Annotated in this window: 13 protein-coding genes; 7 read left to right on the forward strand and 6 right to left on the reverse strand. The window is 73.0% G+C overall.

Features of this window, described 5'->3' with window-relative positions; genetic code table 11:
* Positions 1-4: 4 nt before the first annotated feature.
* Together BLA60_RS05835 and BLA60_RS05840 are read left to right on the forward strand one after the other, a co-directional pair.
* Positions 5-1,723, forward strand: coding sequence for an albusnodin/ikarugamycin family macrolactam cyclase (locus tag BLA60_RS05835; RefSeq protein ID WP_075131697.1), 1,719 nt, complete (start codon positions 5-7; stop codon positions 1,721-1,723).
* On the forward strand, positions 1,717-2,508 hold the full coding sequence (locus BLA60_RS05840) for a lasso peptide biosynthesis B2 protein (protein WP_075131698.1): 792 nt from the start codon (positions 1,717-1,719) through the stop codon (positions 2,506-2,508). Before BLA60_RS05835 ends, BLA60_RS05840 begins: the two co-directional genes overlap by 7 nt.
* On the opposite strand, the gene BLA60_RS05845 is transcribed toward BLA60_RS05840, so the two are convergent.
* The 3 genes from BLA60_RS05845 to BLA60_RS42990 all read right to left on the reverse strand — a co-directional run bounded on the left by BLA60_RS05845 (position 2,505) and on the right by BLA60_RS42990 (position 4,874).
* On the reverse strand, positions 2,505-3,146 hold the full coding sequence (locus tag BLA60_RS05845) for a TetR/AcrR family transcriptional regulator (RefSeq protein ID WP_245811841.1): 642 nt from the start codon (positions 3,144-3,146) through the stop codon (positions 2,505-2,507). The two genes, BLA60_RS05840 and BLA60_RS05845, sit on opposite strands and share 4 nt — an antisense overlap.
* Entirely contained in the window at positions 3,107-4,585 is a 1,479-nt protein-coding gene (locus tag BLA60_RS05850) for an FAD-dependent monooxygenase (protein WP_245811842.1), read from the reverse strand. Before BLA60_RS05850 ends, BLA60_RS05845 begins: the two co-directional genes overlap by 40 nt.
* A 94-nt stretch (positions 4,586-4,679) precedes the next feature.
* The gene (locus tag BLA60_RS42990; protein WP_154814155.1) at positions 4,680-4,874 is read right to left on the reverse strand and encodes a hypothetical protein; all 195 of its coding nucleotides are present in this window, start codon (positions 4,872-4,874) and stop codon (positions 4,680-4,682) included.
* A gap of 456 nt (positions 4,875-5,330) precedes the next feature.
* Here BLA60_RS42990 and BLA60_RS05855 point away from each other — a divergent pair, with 456 nt between their 5' ends.
* The 4 genes from BLA60_RS05855 to BLA60_RS05870 all read left to right on the forward strand — a co-directional run bounded on the left by BLA60_RS05855 (position 5,331) and on the right by BLA60_RS05870 (position 10,949).
* Complete coding sequence (locus BLA60_RS05855; protein ID WP_084734689.1) at positions 5,331-6,677, forward strand: glycosyltransferase; 1,347 nt, start codon at positions 5,331-5,333, stop codon at positions 6,675-6,677.
* A gap of 93 nt (positions 6,678-6,770) precedes the next feature.
* The gene (locus BLA60_RS05860) at positions 6,771-7,964 is read left to right on the forward strand and encodes an ROK family transcriptional regulator (RefSeq protein ID WP_075131701.1); all 1,194 of its coding nucleotides are present in this window, start codon (positions 6,771-6,773) and stop codon (positions 7,962-7,964) included.
* Between the two features lie 43 nt (positions 7,965-8,007).
* Positions 8,008-8,211, forward strand: coding sequence for a DUF397 domain-containing protein (locus BLA60_RS05865; protein WP_075131702.1), 204 nt, complete (start codon positions 8,008-8,010; stop codon positions 8,209-8,211).
* 182 nt (positions 8,212-8,393) lie between these two features.
* Entirely contained in the window at positions 8,394-10,949 is a 2,556-nt protein-coding gene (locus tag BLA60_RS05870) for a sensor histidine kinase (protein WP_075131703.1), read from the forward strand.
* Here BLA60_RS05870 and BLA60_RS05875 read toward each other — a convergent pair.
* A complete protein-coding gene (locus BLA60_RS05875; protein ID WP_075131704.1) occupies positions 10,921-12,267 on the reverse strand; it encodes a serine hydrolase domain-containing protein in 1,347 nt (448 codons plus the stop codon). The genes BLA60_RS05870 and BLA60_RS05875 overlap by 29 nt on opposite strands.
* Complete coding sequence (locus BLA60_RS05880) at positions 12,264-12,518, reverse strand: hypothetical protein (protein WP_075131705.1); 255 nt, start codon at positions 12,516-12,518, stop codon at positions 12,264-12,266. The genes BLA60_RS05875 and BLA60_RS05880 overlap by 4 nt, the downstream gene beginning before the upstream one ends.
* 151 nt (positions 12,519-12,669) lie before the next feature.
* Here BLA60_RS05880 and BLA60_RS05885 point away from each other — a divergent pair, with 151 nt between their 5' ends.
* Positions 12,670-13,566: a GbsR/MarR family transcriptional regulator gene (locus BLA60_RS05885; protein WP_075131706.1), complete on the forward strand. Its 897-nt coding sequence runs from the start codon at positions 12,670-12,672 to the stop codon at positions 13,564-13,566.
* Here BLA60_RS05885 and BLA60_RS05890 read toward each other — a convergent pair.
* Positions 13,553-15,931, reverse strand: coding sequence for a cation-translocating P-type ATPase (locus tag BLA60_RS05890; protein ID WP_075131707.1), 2,379 nt, complete (start codon positions 15,929-15,931; stop codon positions 13,553-13,555). The genes BLA60_RS05885 and BLA60_RS05890 overlap by 14 nt on opposite strands.
* Positions 15,932-15,982: the final 51 nt, after the last annotated feature.

The raw sequence follows: 15,982 nt of genomic DNA on the forward strand, positions 1-15,982 counted from the left end.
AACGATGGCGGCCGGCCCCGATCTGTTCGCCGTGTTCCCCCCTCCCGCAGCCCTCCCGGTCAGCCCCGGCTTCCGCACCACCGGGCACTGGCACCCCGGCGAACTCCGCACGGTCCGCGACGGCGAGGTCGCGGTCCTGGGCCGGTGCCTGGCCACCGACCAGGAGCTGTCGTCGGCCCCGCTGGCGGACTGGCCCGGTAGCTACACGGTCGTCGTGCTCACCCCCGCCGGGCTGACCGCGCGGGTCGACCTGGCCGGGCAGTACCCGCTGTACCACCGCACCACGGCCGGCCGCACCGTCCTGGCCGCCCGCGCGGCGACGGTCGCCGACCTCACCGGCCTGCCTCGCCGCCCGGACCCGCACGTCCTGGCGGCGCGGATCTTCTGCCCCGACGTGCCCGAGCTGACCGGCGCCCGCTCCGTGCTGTCCGGTGTGGACACCCTCGGCCCCGGCCAGACCCTCCAGGTCACCCACGACGGCGTGACCTCCTTCGCCGCGGCCGGATCGCCTCCGGCCACCGACGCCGCTGCCGCGTTGCGGGTCGCCCTCGACGACGCGGTACGTGCCCGGCTCACGGCGTCCCAGCGGGTCACGGCCGACCTCAGCGGCGGCCTGGACTCGACCACCGTCGCGTTCCTGGCGGTCCGGCACCGCACGCCGCCGCTGCCGGTGTTCACCTACCACCACCCCGACCTGCCGGCCGACGACCTGGCCCACGCCCGCCGGTTCGCCGCCCTCGACCAGCGCCTGGCACACCGGATCGTCACCGGAACCCGGGAAACCCTGCCCTACCAGGACCTTCCGCCGGCCGGCGACGCCCCCGACCCGTCGCTTCCCGGCAGCGCCCGCACCCGCCTGCGCCTGGCCGCCGCGGCGTCGGAGGGCAGCGACCTGCACCTCACCGGCGAGGGCGCCGACGCCCTGCTGACCGCGCCTCCCGTCTACCTCGCCGACCTCGCCCGCCACGGCGAGCACCGCACTCTGGTGCGCCACGCCTACGCGCACGCCCGGCCGCGCACCGTCCGCCCGTCCGCCGTGGTGGCCCGCGCGGTCCGCGTGGCCCACACGTCCCCCACCCGCGCCCTCGCCCACCTGGCCACCCAGCTGAGCCACCCCGACGGGCAACCCCTGACCTGGCTGCGTGACGGCGTGGCGTGGTGGCCCGGCCCCGGCGCCGAGGCCGCCTGGCTGACCCCCGCCCTGCGCCACGACCTGGCCGCCCTGTGCCGCGCGACGACCATCCCCCCGGACGTGGACGCCGCCGACCTGGCCACCACCCGCGAACTCCACCGGGCCGGGACCGTGGCCCGCCAGCTCGTCGATACCGCCAGGGAGTACGGAATCTGGCCGCAGGCGCCGTTCCTGGACCACCACGTGATCCGCGCCTGCCTGAGCGTCCCGGCCAGGCGGCGGGCGTCACCCCCGGCCCCCAAACCGTTGCTGGCCAAGGCGATGGCGGGTCTGGTGCCGGCCGAGGTCCTCACCAGAACCAGCAAGGGCAACTACCTGGCCGAGGACCACGCCGGCCTGAGCGCCAACCGCCACACCGTGACCGATCTGCTGACGGACTCACACCTGGCCGCCCTGGGCGTCATCGAGCCGGCCCGTGTCCTGCGGTCCCTGCACACCGCCGACCAGCGCGGCCTGGCCTTCGCGGCGCTGAACCGCCTCCTGGGCGCCGAACTGTGGCTACGAGCCAACGAACGGGTACACACGTGCTGAGAATCCCCGGTCACATCCACACCACGGCGGCCCCCAACGGGGGCAGCGTCGTCCTCGACCGCCGCACCGGCCGCTGCTACGCCCTCAACGGCCTGGCCGACCAACTCTGGCGAGCCTGGCACACCACCGGCGACTTCGACACCGCGCTCACGCTGGTCGCGGCCACCACCACGGTCGGGCCCCGATTCCCCACCCAGTCCCGAGAACTGGCCGACACCCTTGTCGCCACAGGCCTCCTCGCCACCGACGAACCGCACCAGCACCCTCGGGCCAACGCCCCCGACACGACCACCACCAGCCCAGCCGTCCCCGACGAGTCGGCGATGCCCGGCGCACCCGCCGGTCCTGTCCTCGGGCAGCCCGTGTCCGACTCCACGCCGACCACCCTCGCCGGGCCGGATTCCGCCGTGCCGGGTTTTCGGGTCGCCGCGCTGCTGGCGGTTCCGCTCACCCTGCTGGTCGTCCTGCTCCCGTTCCGGGTGATGGTGTCCCTGCTGACCTGGTCGCGCCAGCACTGGTGCCGGCGCACCGCCAGCGGCCCGCAGACCGAGGCCGCCCTGGCCGCGATCAGCCGCGCGACCCGCTACCACCCCGGCCGGATCGCCTGCCTGGAACTGTCCCTGGGCACCGTCGTCACCCTGGCCCTCGGGCGGCGGCACGCCCCGCTGGTCATCGGGGTGGCGCACGCGCCGTGCCGGTTCCACGCGTGGGTCGGGTCGCCGGAGGGCCCGGTGCACGACCGGCGTGGCTGGACCCCCGAGTTCCGGCCGATCGTCACCCTCTAGCTGAGCAGCCCGACCTGTCTGTGCAGGGTCTCCAGGTAGCGGCGCATCTCCTCGGGGCCGGGCGGGTCCGGTCGCAGAACCCGGTAGGTGACCGCGCCGGCCATCATGTCGATCAGCACGTCGAGGTCGGCGTCGGCGGCCACCGTGCCCTCCTGCTGCGCGTGTCGCAGCAGTTCCTTGGTGGCCTCGCGGCGGGGGAGCAGGTAGTGGCGCCAGTAGGCCGCCATCAGCGCGGGATGGCTGACCGCCGACCCGTAGATGCGGGCGACCAGTGCGCGGAACCGCTCACTGGCCGCCAGTTCGGCGGAGGCCGGCAGGACCTGGTCGACGATGTCGGCCGGTGAACCGGTCTCGATGTCCTCGTTGGACGGCCACTGCTCCTCCTCGACGACCGTCTCCACGGCCTGGGCCAGCAGCTCCTCCTTCGACGACCACCGGCGGTACACGGTCAGCTTGCCGACCCCGGCCCGCCGGGCGATCCGCTCCATGCTGGTCCCCTCGACGCCACCTTCGAGGAACAGTTCGAACGCGGCGTGCAGGATGGCCCGGTCCGTCCCCGGATCGCGCGGCCGGCCGGGCCCGCGTTTCCGGGGCCCGGTCACCTCGTCGGTCCGGTCGTCAGCGTCTCGGTCATCCACCGGGCAAGGCTAGCCGGGTCCCGGCCGCGCCAGGCGAGGTGCGCGTCGGGGCGGACCAGCCACGCCTCGCCGGGGCGGCCTTCGGTGAACCGCAGGGTGACGCCCCACTGGTTGGGGCTCCACCCGGGCGCGTCGTCGGGGACCAGCAGGGCGAAGCGGCCGCCGAGTTCGGTGTGCAGGCGGGTCGGGCGGCCGTCGGGGTGGGTGCAGGCCAGGTCGGGGACGCGGTCGCCGGGCCGGGGTTTGTGGCCGAGCCGGCCGGCGCCGAGTGGGCCGGTGCGGTAGCTGACCCACAGTTGCGAGGCCGAGTAGGACGCCAGGCGCTGGACCGGGGCGAGGTTGAGCAGCGGCGCGACCACGCGGTCGCGGACGAACCGGCCGACCGGGTTGGCGGCGATGTTCACCCGGGTGACCGCCGTCGTGCCGCGCAGGACCTGGGCCGCCAGTGGGCGCCGCTCGGCCTGGTAGGTGTCCAGAAGGGACTCGCTGGCGTGCTCGCGCACGACCAGGGCGAGCTTCCAGGCCAGGTTCTCCGCGTCGCCGAGACCGGTGAGCATGCCCTGGCCGCCGAACGGCGCGTGCACGTGGGCGGCGTCACCGGCGAGCAGAACGCGGCCCTGGCGGTAGGTGTCGGCCAGCCGGCGGTGGACGGTGAACACCGACGCCCAGGTCACGTCGCGGATGTGCGCGTCGGTGTGGCCGGTGCGTTCGGGCAGGATCCGCCGAAACCGGTCCATGATCTCCTGCTCGGTCGGCCGGCCCTGGGCGCTGGTCGGGTCGTAGGCCAGCAACCGCCACAGGTCCTCGCCGGGTCCGGGCATCGGCATCGCCCCGACCATCCCGGCCGGACTGACCCAGCCGGTCGTGCCGTCCCGGTCGAGGTCCCAGTCGATGTGCAGGTCAGCCAGCAGGTAGCGTTCGCTGATCCGGACGCCGGGAAAGCCGATGCCGGCCTGTTCGCGGGTGGCGCTGCCGGTGCCGTCACAGCCCACGACCCAGTCGGCGCGCACCGACTCGCCGGTGCCGAGCGTGACGGTGACGCCCGTGTCGTCCTGGTCGAGCCCGGTGAGACCGGCTTTCCAGTCGATCCGCCCGCCGAGGGCGGTGAGCCGGTCGCGCAGCGCGGCCTCCACCCTGGCCTGGGACACGACCATCGGCGCGGCGGCGGTGCGCAGCGTCGGGTCGCCGAACCGCACGGTCGCCAGCGGGCGGTCCCCGAGATAGGTGGTGACCTTCATGGCGCGCAACGACTCCGTTGGCAGGTCGCCCAGCGCGCCGAGTCGGGCCAGTACCTCCGAGCCGCGTGCGTGCACGAAGTTCGCCCGTGAGGTGACCGCCGGGCCGGCGGCCCGGTCGACCACCCGGACCGGGATCCCGTGCGAGAGCAGCCCGCACGCCAGTGCCAACCCCGTCGGACCCGCGCCCACGACGAGAACCATCGAGCCCACCTCCATATGTTAACGGACCAGTACCGTTAACATACTCCTTCGAGGGAAGGGGTCGACCGGTGCGCCGGCCGACCCCGGTGACTCCTCAGATCACAGCGATGAGCGTCCCGCGCGACCAGGCCAGCAGCACGACCACCAGGATGATCATGACCTGAACCCGCCTGATCTCAGGAAACACGCCCGCACACGAGAACTCGATCCCTAGCTTCACTTTCACGATGCCGCGTCCCTTGATCGATATTCCGCCTGTCCCTTCTCGGCGATGCGGCCAGTGTTCCACCGCCCCAGAATTCCCTCAACCAGCCAGAACGGTGTCCGAACCGGTCGGATCGGGCATTAGTTCAGGCCCTGGATTAAATTTCCCGGACCGGGCGCCCGACAACTGAAAACCACTGAACACGCCGCGCCCCGCCGACCCGTTCGAATTGAACGGCCGGCGCGTGCTCGTCCGGGGGCGGTCACCGCGATCCGCCCGGCGTCGCCGCCCGGTCGGTCCGCTCCCGTTCCTGATGGCCGGAAGAACTCCCGGCGGCCCTTGTTGTTGGAATCGAAGACGAACCCGCTCCGGCGGTCGCCAATTGCTTTCGTTCCATCTCCGGGGCAGTTGTCCGGCGGCCCCGAAAAAATCTTGAACAATTTCTCGGAACATCACCGGCACCACCATTCGGACGATTCCGGCCACGCCGTTTCCCGCGTAACGTCGAGTGAACGCAGCCGAACTGGTGGTGACGAAACGATGACGAGCCAACAGGATCTGACCGAACAGCACGCCGTGACCGAGGTCCCGGTCGAGGACGCCTCCCGGCTGGGCGAGGACCCCCGGCTCAGCGGCCCGGCCGCCGACCTCGTGCCGCTGCTGGCCGGCGCGCGCGTCTGGCACGTCAGCAGCACCGCCACCGGCGGCGGCGTCGCCGAACTGCTCTGGTCCTCGATCGCCCACCAGCGGGCGCTCGGGCTGCCCGCCGGCTGGCTGGTCGCCGACGCCGAACCCGAGTTCTTCCACCTCACCAAACGGATCCACCACGGTCTGCACGGCCGCGCCACCACCCCGTTCACTGCCGCCGACGACCGGCTCTACCGCGCGGTCACCGCCCGCACGGCCACCGCGCTGGCCGAGCACGTCCGCGCCGGCGACGTGGTCCTGCTGCACGACCCGCAGACCGCCGGGATGGCGCCGCACCTGCTCGACGCCGGCGTGCGGGTGGCCTGGCGCTGTCACGTCGGCACCCGCTCGGCCACCGAGTGGGCCGAGGCGACGTGGGAGTTCCTGCGCCCGCATCTCGTTGCCGTGCCACGGTTCGTGTTCACCGTCGCCGACTTCGCCCCGCCCTACCTCGACTCGTCGCGGGTGGCGGTGATGACCCCGTCGATCGACCCGGACACCGCCAAGAACCGGGAACTCACGCCCCGCCAGTGCGACGAACTGCTCGCGAGCGTCGGCCTGCTCGGCTCGGGAGCCGGCACCATCCAGGACCGCCCGCTGCCGCCCGAGGTCCCGCTGGTCACCCAGGTCTCCCGCTGGGATCCGTTGAAGGACATGGTCGGTGTGCTGCGCGCGTTCGCCGACCATGTGCCGCCGCCGGCGCACCTGCTGCTCGCCGGCCCCGACCCCGCCGACGTCCTCGACGACCCGGAGGGCGCCGCGATGTTCGCCCAGGTGCGGGCCGCGCGCGAGGCGCTGGCGCCGCCGCTGCGCGAGCGCGTGCACCTGACCGTGCTGTCGCTGGCCGACATGGCGGCCAACGGGCTGGTGGTCAACGCGATCCAGCGGCGGTCGACCGTGGTGGTGCAGAAGAGCCTGCAGGAGGGTTTCGGGCTGACCGTCACCGAGGCGATGTGGAAGGCGCGGCCGATCGTGGCGTCGGCCGTCGGCGGGCTGCTCGCCCAGATCGCCGACCGCGAACAGGGATTGCTGGTCGATCCGCTCGACCTGCCGGCGTTCGGCGCGGCGGTGAACGAACTGCTGAACGACCCGTCGCTGGCCGCGAGCCTCGGTTCGGCCGCGCGCCGGGCGTGCGCCGAGAAATTCCTGGTGACCCGTGAACTCCTGGATTATCTGGATCTTTATCGAACGCTGATCTGATATCGAATCCGCTGCCGCGCGCACCGAATCGTTGGAATTGAAGCCGGTTGTGCTAGCCTCGATCTCTGTTCTTCGTCTCCGAAGAGGTGTCGAGTGCTGGAGGCACGCGATCTGCTCGGCCCGATGAGCGGAACCCGGGTGACCAATCGCCAACGCATGATCATCGAGATCATGATCAAGGCCGATCGGCAGTCCAGGATCGCCCGGCGCAGCGGTGTTTCCCAGGCCCTGGTGTCCACCGCCGTCCAGGAACTCACCGAGCAGGGCGTGGTCGACGGCACCCGCAACCGCTCCGGCCAGGTCCGCCTCGCCCCGGCGCGCGGCGTCGCGATCGGCGTGGAGATCAGCCACAACCAGGTGGTCGTGGTCGCCCGCCGCGTCGACCAGCCCTACGACCGGTTCGTGCCGCGCCACCACGACGGCGGCGCCAACTGGGGCATGGAACGGCTGCTGCGGACGATCACCGACATGATCACCGAGGCCGTCGAGGAAACCGGCCAGACCATGGCGGACGTGGTGTCCGCCGGGGTGTCGGTGCCCAGGATGATCGACCCGCGCACCGGCCGGTTCACCCGCCCGGTCCTGCTGCCCTGGCACGACCACGACGACCCGGCCGCCGAACTGAGCGGCATCCTCGGCGTCCCCGTCGCGATCGACAACGACGCGAACCTCGGGGCGATGGCCGAACAGATCTACGGCATGGACGAGCCGGCCGAGACCGTCGTCTACGTGAAGGCCACCACCGGCGTCGGCGCCGGCATCATGATCGGCGACATGGTCTACCGGGGCCACCGCGGCATGGCCGGCGAGATCGGCCACCTCACCATCGACCGCGACGGCGACGTCTGCGAGTGCGGCGGCCGGGGCTGCCTGGACACCATCGTCGGCGCCGACGCGCTGATGACCCAGGTCCGCACCTCCCACCGGGGCACCGCCGCCGACGTCCCGCAGAACCTGCTGTCCCTGATCGAGAAGGCCCACGCCGGCGACGCCGTCTGCACCAGGGTCCTGCGCGACGCCGGCCGCACCCTGGGCATCGCCCTCGCCCAACTCTGCAACCTGGTCAACCCGCGCCTCATCGTCCTGGGCGGCGAACTCGCCAACGGCAAGGACCACGTCCTCACCCCGTGCGAACAGGAACTGCACCGCTACGCCCTGAGCGGCACGGTCGACCGCTCCGCCGGCTTCACCGTGCGGCTGAGCCAACTCACCCCACACGCCGAGGCCCTCGGCGCCCTCATCCTCGGCCTGCGCTCCCGCTCCAACGAGGACCGCCAACCCGCCTGACCGCGCCAACGGCTTTCGAATCGATGATCGAGGAGTTGACGTCATGAGAGCACTACCGGACATCAGTGCGCTCGACACGGTCACGTGGCGGAAGGCTTCGTTCTCGAATCCGGACAACGCGTGTGTGGAGGTCGGGAGGCCAGCCGCGCCGGTCGTCGGCATTCGGGACAGCAAGGCGCCGCACGCCGGCCGACTGGTCCTCACCCCCGCCGCGTTCGGGTCGTTGTTGGGGCTGCTCACGTCCTGACGAGTCAGCCGCCCGCCGAACGAGCACCGGACCGCTGGTCCGGGGCTCGTCGCGTTCGGATCGCGTCAACACCGGCGGCGACGGCGTCAAGGTCGCGTCAGGGACGGTCCGCCGGCGCCCGGCCGTGGGCAGAATGCGCTCGACGGTCACCGGCGGGGTGGCCAGCGGGGAGGGAGCGGGCGGTGAGCCACGGGCGGGTACGCCGGGGCGAGCTGCGGATCTATCTCGGCGCCGCGCCCGGTGTCGGCAAGACGTTCGCCATGCTCGGGGAGGCGCACCGGCGGGCCGAGCGCGGCACCGACGTGGTCGTCGGACTGGTGGAGACCCACGGCCGGGAGCGGACCCGGGAACGGTTGGCGGGCCTGGAGGTCGTGCCCCGGCGCCGGGTCGCGCACCGGGGGCGTGAGTACACCGGGCTGGACCTCGACGCGGTCCTCGCCCGCGCCCCCGAGGTCGTGCTGGTCGACGAGCTGGCGCACACCAACGTCCCCGGATCGCGCAACGCCAAACGCTGGCAGGACGTCGAGGAGCTGCTGGCCGCCGGCATCGACGTGCTGTCCACGGTCAACGTCCAGCACCTGGCGAGCCTCAACGACGTCGTCGAGCGGATCACCGGCGCCCACCAGCACGAGACCGTCCCCGACGAGGTGGTGCGCCGCGCCGAACAACTGGAGCTGGTCGACCTCACGCCGGAGGCGCTGCGCCGCCGGCTGGCGCACGGCAACGTCTACCCGGCGCACCGCATCGACGCCGCGCTGGGCAACTACTTCCGGCCGGGCAACCTCACCGCACTGCGCGAGCTGGCGCTGCTGTGGGTGGCCGACCAGGTCGACGTCGCGCTGCGCCGCTACCGCAGCGAACAGGACATCACCGACACGTGGGAGACGCGGGAGCGGGTCGTGGTGGCCATCACCGGCGGCGCGGAGAGCGAGACGCTGCTGCGGCGGGCCAGCCGCATCGCCGGGCGGATCGGCGCCGACCTGCTGGCGCTGCACGTGCTGCGCGGCGACGGCCTGAGCGGGGTCGGGCCGGCGGCGGTCGCCCGGCTGCGCCGGCTCGCCGAGGACGTCGGCGCGTCGTTTCACACGGTCGTCGGCGACGACGTGCCGACCGCGCTGCTGGACTTCGCCCGGGGCGCCAACGCCACCCAGCTGGTGCTGGGCACGTCGCGGCGTTCGCGGTGGGCGCGCGCGTTCGACGAGGGCATCGGCGCCGCGGTCATCGACCGGTCCGGGGCGATCGACGTGCACATGGTGACCCACGCCGAGTCCGCCGCCGGGCGCGGTCACCGGCGGGTGCGCGGCGCGCTGTCGCCCTCGCGCAAGGCGTTGGGCTGGGTGCTGGCGGTCGTGTTGCCCGGGTTGGCGACCCTGGCGGGGGTGCTGTGGAGCGCCGAGCTGACCACCACCTCCGACGTCGTCGACTACTTCCTGGCGCTGGTCGTCGTGGCGCTGGTCGGAGGGCTGGGCCCGGCGGTGTTCTCCTCGCTGCTCAGCGCGGTGCTGCTGAACTACTTCTTCGTGCCGCCGGTGCACTCGCTGACCGTCGCCCAGCCCCGCAACGCGCTCACCCTGCTGATCATGGTGGTGGTGGCGACGATGGTCGCGGTGGTCGTCGACCGGGCGGCGCGGCGCGCCGAGGCCGCCGCGCTGGCCAGGACCGAGGCGTCGCTGATCGCCTCCTACGCGCGCACCGTGCTGACCGGTACCGACCCGCTGCCGACGCTGCTGGGCAAGGTGCGGGAGAACTTCGCACTCACCTCGGTGGCCCTGCTGGAGGAGGCCGACGGCACGTGGACGCGGGTCGCCTGCGTCGGCGAGCGCCCGTGCGCCGACCCCGACGAGGCCGACCTGGACGTGCCGGTGACCGACCGGGTGCACCTGGCGCTGCGCGGGCGCCCCATGTCGGCGGCCGACCGGCGGGTGCTGGAGGCCGCCGCCGGCCAGGCGCTGCTCGCGTTGCGCCAGCAGCGGATGGCGGCCGAGGCCGCCGCCGCCCGCCGCCAGGCCGAGACCACGAACTTACGCACGGCGCTGCTCTCGGCCGTCGGCCACGACCTGCGCACCCCGTTGACCTCGATCAAGGCCGCGGTCGGCAGCCTGCGCGCCGAGGACCTCCACCTGTCCGAACAGGACACCCGGGAGTTGTTGCTGACCGTGGAGGAGTCGGCCGACCGGCTGACCGGCCTGGTGGACAACCTGCTGGACTCGTCGCGGATCGCCGCCGGGGTGCTGCGCCCGGTGCCCCGCCCGGTCGGCTACGACGAGATCGTCGCCCGCGCCCTGGCCGGCTCGGACCCGACCCGGCTGACCGTCGACGTCGACGAGTCGCTGCCGCCGGTGCTGGCCGACGCGGGGCTGCTGGAGCGGGTGGTGGCCAACCTGGTCGACAACGCGCTGCGTCACGGGCAGCTTCCGGTGCCGCGCCGGGTGGACGTCGACGGCGACGGCCGGATCAGCCCGGACGAGCCGACGGTCGCCCTCCGGGCGAGCGCGCACGCCGACCAGGTCGAGTTACGGATCGTCGACCACGGCAGCGGGTTGCCCCGAGGCGCGGCGGACTCGGCGTTCGCGCCGTTCCAGCGGCTGGGGGACCGCGACAGCACCAGCGGTGTCGGCCTTGGCCTGTCGGTGGCGAAGGGTTTCGTCGACGCGATGGCCGGCACGTTGCGCGCCGAGGACACGCCCGGCGGCGGCCTGACCATGGTCCTCAGCTTTCCGGCCCACCACCCGGAATGACGCCGGTCCGGGGGTGCGCCCGGGCGTTGGTGTGCAGGTAGCGGGTGCCGGCGACCTCGTAGAGCGCGACGGTCCACTGGTCGTCGGCCGGGCCGGTGACGAAGTGCTCGTCGCTCACCGCGAGCAGGTCGTGCTCGACGCGTTCGGGGGTGCCGGTGATCGCCGCGCGCGCCGGGTCGGTCACCAGGGCCAGGCGCAGCGCCGTGCCGGTGGACGACACCTCGTAGCGGGCGCCCGGCCGCTCGTAGACGCCGGTGTAGCGGGCCTCGTCGAGGGTGCGCGCCGGGTCCGGCGTGGGCGGCGCCGGCACGGTGCCGGCGCCGAGGATCTCGTCGAACACCGCACGGAAAAGGCTTTCCCGGGGTCCGCCGTTGGTCAGGACGGCGACCGCCATGCCCTCGTCGGGCAGCAGGCGCAGCCGGGCGTTCTGGCCGATCGTGGAGCCGTCGGTGGCGTACACGGTGCGGCCGTGCCAGTCGCAGACGATCAGGCCCAGCCCCCACGCCGGCCCGAACAGGTACGGGTCGGGCACGGGGACCCGCGAGTGCGTCATCTCGCGCAGGGCGCCGGCCGAGACGATCCGCCGCCCGTTCGGCGCGACGCCCTCGCCCAGCAGGACGTGGGCCAGCGTGAGCACCTCGCCGACGGTCGAGGTGAGGCCGCCGCCGGGCCCGAACGCGCGCGGCAGGTGGTCGACCGGGGTGCGGACCGGGCCGTGGTCGCCGAGCAGGTGACCGACGGCCCCTCGGGTCGGATCGACCTGGTCGGGCCGGGTGTTCGTGCTGGTCAGGCCCATCGGCGTGAACAGCCGGTCGCGCATGACCTGCTCCCACGGCTTGCCGTCGACGACCTCCAGGATCCGCGCGAGGACGGCGTGGCCCAGCGCCGCGCTGTACCCGTGGGTGCGGCCGAGCGGGAACACCTGCGGCGCGTCGGCGATGGCCGCGACCATGCGTTCCAGCACGTCGTCGCCTTCGCCGGGGTCGCCGTAGGCCTCCTCGATCCCGTCGGTGTGGTGGAGCAGGTGGCGCGGGGTGAGGCGGCGCGTGGTGTCCGGGTCGGCGACCGCGAAACCCGGCAGGAGGGCGCGCACCGGCTCGTCCAGCCCGGCCTTCCCCTCGTCGACCAGGCCGAGGAAGGCCAGCGCGGTCCATGTCTTGGTCTGTGAGCCGCACTGGAAGACGGTGTCGGTGGTGACGGGCGCGCCGGTCGCGGCGTCCCGGACGCCGACCGCGTACTCGGTGACCTCGCCGTGGCGCAGCACCCCGACCGCCGCGCCCGGCACCCCGTGGGCGGCGAGCAGTTCGGCGACGCTCACCGGGGGAGCCCGACCGCGTTGGCGGCGTCGGCCTCGAAGTACTCGGTGGTGGCGTAAGCGCCGGCGTGGGTGTCGAGGAACTCCCGCACGGCGTCGACCGACTCGTGGGTGATGACGTTGACCGCGCGGGTGCCGTCGGTGCTGGCGACCGCGACCTTCCACGCGCCCCGGGGGAGCCGGGCGTGGGCCTTCCTCAGCTCGTTCCAGAACCGGTCGTTGTCCGCGACCGCCGACACCGCCACCACGTGCATGACACCCTCCGCTCTTTCGGTGGAGCGAAAGCTACGTTGCGTTTCACAATCTGTCAAAGCACTGCTCAGGCATCGTTGCAATGGACTTGTGCCTGAAGCAACGGCGCCGTTGCACTGTATTGTCGGTGAACGCAACCAGAGGAGGTGCCCGTTGCCCGGAGGCCGGCTCACCCACGACGACCGCCGCCAGATCGCCACGTGGCTCGCCGAGGGCCTCGGCTACGCCGAGATCGCCCGCCGGCTGGGCCGCCCGACCTCCACGATCAGCCGCGAGGTCGCCCGGGCCGGTGGCGGTGCCGGCTACCGCGCCGACCACGCCCAGCGCACCGCCGGCCGTCGCCCCCCGCGCCCCCCACGTCCCCCCGCGCCCGACCCGGCCGACCGTGCGTTCGTCGACCACTTCGCCGCCCTGCTCGCCGCCACCGGCCTGCCCCGCATGACCGCCCGCGTCTTCGTGGCCCTGCTCATCGCCGACGGGCTGACCTCCGCCGACCTGGTGCGCCGCCTGCGCGTCAGCCCCGCCTCGGTGTCCAAGGCGATCGCCCAGCTGGAAGGTCTGGCACTGGCGACCCGCACCCCCGACCCCGGCGCCCGCCGCGACCGCTACCGGGTGGACGACGACGTGTGGCTCCAGGCCTGGCAGTCCGACACCGGCGCCCACGGCCGGATCGCGGCGGCGGCCCGTGAGGGCGTGGACCTGTTCGGCGCCACCACCCTCGCCGGCACGCGCCTGCACGCGATGAGCGAGTTCTTCGGCCGCCTCAGCGAGCAGATGGCCGGCACCACCCTGACCGACCCGACGGTCCACGACGCCCTCACCGTGGTCGCCGCCCTGGTCCACACCGCCCACCCACTCCAGCCCGACGCCCTCGCCGCCGCCCTCGGCTGGAGCACCGCCCGCACCGGCTCGGCGCTCACCGCGCTGCACGAACACCCGGCGATCGCGGATCCGTTGGTGGTGCGGGTCGTCGGGTCCGGCGCGCTCGCTGTCGCGGCCCGTCCGGACCGTCTGACGTCCGCCCAGCGCGCGGCCCTCACCGGGCGGTGAGTCTGTTTCCCAGGCGCCAGGACAGTTCGATGAGGACGATCGCGGCGGCGGCGCAGACCAGGGCGACGCCGACCTGGCGGGTGTCGGAGGGGTCGAGCAGGAACAACGCCCGCGCGGGCGGGAGCACGAACATCAGCACCGACGCGCCGGCCATCACCGTGATCAGGGCGATCTTCCACCACGCGTAGGGGCGGGCGACGACCGCCAGCACCCACAGCGCGGACGCGATCAGGGTGATCAGCGCGGCCGTGCTGGCCCGCACCCGCTCGGCGTCGGTACTCGCGGTCCCGGCGTAGGCGAGCAGGTAGGACACGAAACACGCCACGGCGATCACCGCCCCGGCCGGCACCGCCATCCGCATCACGCGGCGGACGAAACCGGTGCGGGCGCGTTCGTGGTTGGGGGCCAGCGAGAGCACGAACGCGGGGAGGCCGATGGTGAACCAGCCGGTGATGGTGACATGGCGGGGCAGGAACGGATAGGGCAGCGCCTCCAGCCCGATCAGTCCGGGGATGCCGACCATGAGCGCGAGCAGTACGGAGTAGACGGTCTTGGTGAGGAACAGGTTCGCGACCCGCTCGATGTTGCCGATCACCCGCCGCCCCTCGGCGACCACGTGTGGCAGGGTGGCGAACCTGTTGTCCAGCAACACGATCTGTGCGACCGACCGGGTGGCGGGGCTCCCGGCGCCCATGGCCACCCCGATGTCGGCGTCCTTGAGGGCCAGCACGTCGTTCACGCCGTCGCCGGTCATCGCCACCGTGTGGCCGCGTTCCTGGAGCGCGCCGACCATGGCCCGCTTCTGTGCCGGGGTGACCCGTCCGAACACGGTCCCACTATCCACAGTGGAGGCCAGGTCTTCCTGTTCGGTTGGGAGGTTCCTGGCGTCGACCGGGTTCTCGGCACCGGGCAGGCCCAGCGACCCGGCGACCGCCGCGACCGAGCGCGGGTTGTCCCCGGAGATCACCTTGACGGTGACGTCCTGCGCGGCGAAGAAGTCCAGTGTGGACGCCGCATCCGGGCGGACGGTCTGCTCCAGCACGACCAACGCCACCGCCGTCACTGGACCCGGGGCGCCTTCACTGTCCACTCGGGAGTCAACGCGGCCGAGCAGCAGGACCCGTAGGCCGCGTGCGCCGATGGTGTCGGCGTCGGCCAGCGCCGGGTGTTCGGGCGTCAGCAGCACGTCCGGCGCCCCGAGCACCCAGTGCCCGTGTCCGCCGCCGAAGCTCACCCCGCTCCACTTCCTGGCCGACGAGAACGGCGCCACCGCCTCGATGGTCCACTGAGGACTGTCCGGGTGGGCCACCCGAACGGCCTCCAGGCTCGCGTTCGGCCGGGGGTCGGCGGCGGCCAGCGCGGCGAGCACCGGCGCGACGTCGTCGCCGGTGAGGCGGCGGACCTCGGCCAGGCGCAGGGTGTTCTCGGTCAGCGTGCCGGTCTTGTCGGCGCACACCACGTCCACCCTGGCCAGCCCCTCGATCGCCGGCAGCTCGTTGACCAGGCACTGCCGCCGCCCGAGCCGCACGACCCCGATGGCGAACGCGATCGAGGTGATCAGGACCAGGCCCTCGGGAACCATCGGCACGAGCGCGGCGACCATCCCGCGCAGCGCCTCGGGCAGGGCCTGGTCGCCGGAGAGCTGGTTGTAGATCGACAGCGCGCCCGCCGGGACCAACAGGTAGGTAATGACCTTGAGGATGGTGTTGATCCCGTTCCGCAGCTGCGAGTTGACCAGCGTGAACCGCCCGGCCTCCGCCGCCAGCCGGGCCGCGTAGGCCTCCCGCCCCACCTTCGTGGCCCGGTAGACCCCGTTCCCGGCGGCGACGAAACTCCCCGACATCACCGGATCCCCGACCTGCTTGACGACCGGATCGGACTCCCCGGTCAGCAGCGACTCGTCGACCTCCAACGCCACCGCCTCGACCAGCACCCCGTCGACGACGACCTGGTCCCCGGCCCCCACCTCGATCACGTCATCGGCCACGATCTCGTCCGGCGCCCGCTCGGCGGCCGTACCGTCCCGCCGCACCACCGGCCGCACCTGCCCGACGATCGACAACCGGTCCAGTGTCCGCTTCGCCCGCAACTCCTGCACCATGCCAACCACACTGTTGGCGACGATCAGCAACCCGAACATCCCGTCGAGCCAGTACCCGGTCGTCATGATGATCACGAACAGCACGCCGAAGATCGCGTTGATCCGGGTGAACACGTTCCCCCGGACGATGTCCCACACGCTGCGGCTGGCCCGCACCGGAACGTCGTTGGTCAGCCCGAGTTCCACCCGCCGCGCGACCTGCCCGGCCGTGAGCCCACGCCCCACGTCCACTGCGTCCCCACCCGGCGCGGCCTCGGTCACCATGACAGCCGACCTTAGCCACGATCCACCGTCACTACCGGCCGGAACGCCTGG

The sequence above is a fragment of the Actinophytocola xinjiangensis genome, from assembly GCF_001921215.1.
GTDB classification, from domain to species: domain Bacteria; phylum Actinomycetota; class Actinomycetes; order Mycobacteriales; family Pseudonocardiaceae; genus Actinophytocola; species Actinophytocola xinjiangensis.

What these genes read in the sequence shown, in the direction of transcription:
- BLA60_RS05835 (WP_075131697.1), top strand. Translation starts at nt 5, where the DNA reads ATGGCGGCCGGCCCCGATCTGTTCGCCGTGTTCCCCCCTCCCGCAGCC.
- BLA60_RS05865 (WP_075131702.1), top strand. Translation starts at nt 8,008, where the DNA reads ATGAGAGCACTACCGGACATCAGTGCGCTCGACACGGTCACGTGGCGG.
- BLA60_RS05855 (WP_084734689.1), top strand. Translation starts at nt 5,331, where the DNA reads ATGACGAGCCAACAGGATCTGACCGAACAGCACGCCGTGACCGAGGTC.
- BLA60_RS05880 (WP_075131705.1), bottom strand. Translation starts at nt 12,518, where the DNA reads ATGCACGTGGTGGCGGTGTCGGCGGTCGCGGACAACGACCGGTTCTGG.
- BLA60_RS05850 (WP_245811842.1), bottom strand. Translation starts at nt 4,585, where the DNA reads ATGGTTCTCGTCGTGGGCGCGGGTCCGACGGGGTTGGCACTGGCGTGC.
- BLA60_RS05890 (WP_075131707.1), bottom strand. Translation starts at nt 15,931, where the DNA reads ATGGTGACCGAGGCCGCGCCGGGTGGGGACGCAGTGGACGTGGGGCGT.